Raw genomic sequence first — 1206 nt, 5'->3', positions numbered from 1 at the left:
TGTATTAGTTCAGACAAGATCTGACACATCAACTTGAAAAAGTGAGAGTTACCCGTTTTGATAAAAGGTGTCGAATCTTTAAATCAAAACATATAAGAGGTAACTCTCATGCTACATACTAACAATCCAATTATTAAACACAAAGCGGGTTTACTTAATCTTGCAGAAGAACTTGGCAACGTATCAAGAGCCTGCAAAGTGATGGGCGTATCCCGTGATACATTTTATCGTTATCAAGAATTAATCGAAGACGGTGGACTTGATGCGTTAATTGATAAAAGTCGTAGAGCGCCAAACTTAAAAAATAGAGTTGATGAAGCAACTGAACAAGCCGTTATTAAATACGCTGTCGATTATCCAGCTCACGGCCAACACAGAACGAGTAATGAACTCAGAAAACAAGGCGTATTCGTTTCTGGCAGCGGTGTTCGTTCAATATGGCTACGTCATGACCTAGAGAACTTTAAAAAGCGTCTCAAGGCGCTAGAAAATAAAGTGGCTAACGAAGGTATTATTCTCACCGACGCCCAAGTAGCTGCGCTTGAAAAGAAAAAACATGATGACGAAGCGTGTGGTGAAATTGAAACGGCTCACCCAGGTTATCTAGGCTCTCAAGATACATTTTACGTCGGTAATCTCAAAGGCGTTGGACGTATCTACCAACAAACCTTCGTTGATACATACAGCAAAGTAGCGTTCGCTAAGCTCTACACCACGAAAACGCCAATTACTGCGGCTGACATACTCAACGACAAAGTACTGCCGTACTTCGAACAGTACGAGCTTCCTATGCTACGTATTCTGACCGATAGAGGCACTGAATATTGTGGCAAAGTCGAACATCATGATTACCAGTTATATCTCGCTATTAATGATATTGATCATACAAAAACCAAAGCTATGTCACCGCAAACAAATGGTATCTGCGAACGCTTCCACAAAACGATACTCAATGAATTCTATCAAGTTACATTCCGTAAAAAGCTATATAGCTCATTAGAGGAATTGCAAAAGGATCTGGACGAATGGATGATTTATTACAATAATGACCGAACTCATCAAGGAAAAATATGCAGTGGCAGAACGCCATTGGAAACTTTATTAGATGGAAAATTGATCTGGGCTGAGAAAAATTTAGCTCAAATCTAGACTGACAGTCACCGATTAAAAAACGGGTAACTGTCAGATCAAGTCTGAGCTAGTACA

The 1206-nt window shown here is 39.9% G+C and carries 1 protein-coding gene; it reads left to right on the top strand.

The features are described from left to right. The first annotated feature begins 108 nt into the window (after positions 1 to 108). On the top strand, positions 109 to 1149 hold the full coding sequence (locus OCI93_RS20875; protein ID WP_261627253.1) for an IS481 family transposase: 1041 nt from the start codon (positions 109 to 111) through the stop codon (positions 1147 to 1149). The last annotated feature ends 57 nt before the right edge of the window (positions 1150 to 1206 follow it).

The sequence above is a fragment of the Pseudoalteromonas holothuriae genome, assembly GCF_945859825.1.
GTDB classification, from domain to species: domain Bacteria; phylum Pseudomonadota; class Gammaproteobacteria; order Enterobacterales; family Alteromonadaceae; genus Pseudoalteromonas; species Pseudoalteromonas holothuriae.
This window is presented reverse-complemented; position numbering and strand designations above follow the sequence as displayed.

What these genes read in the sequence shown, in the direction of transcription:
- OCI93_RS20875 (WP_261627253.1), top strand. Translation starts at nt 109, where the DNA reads ATGCTACATACTAACAATCCAATTATTAAACACAAAGCGGGTTTACTT.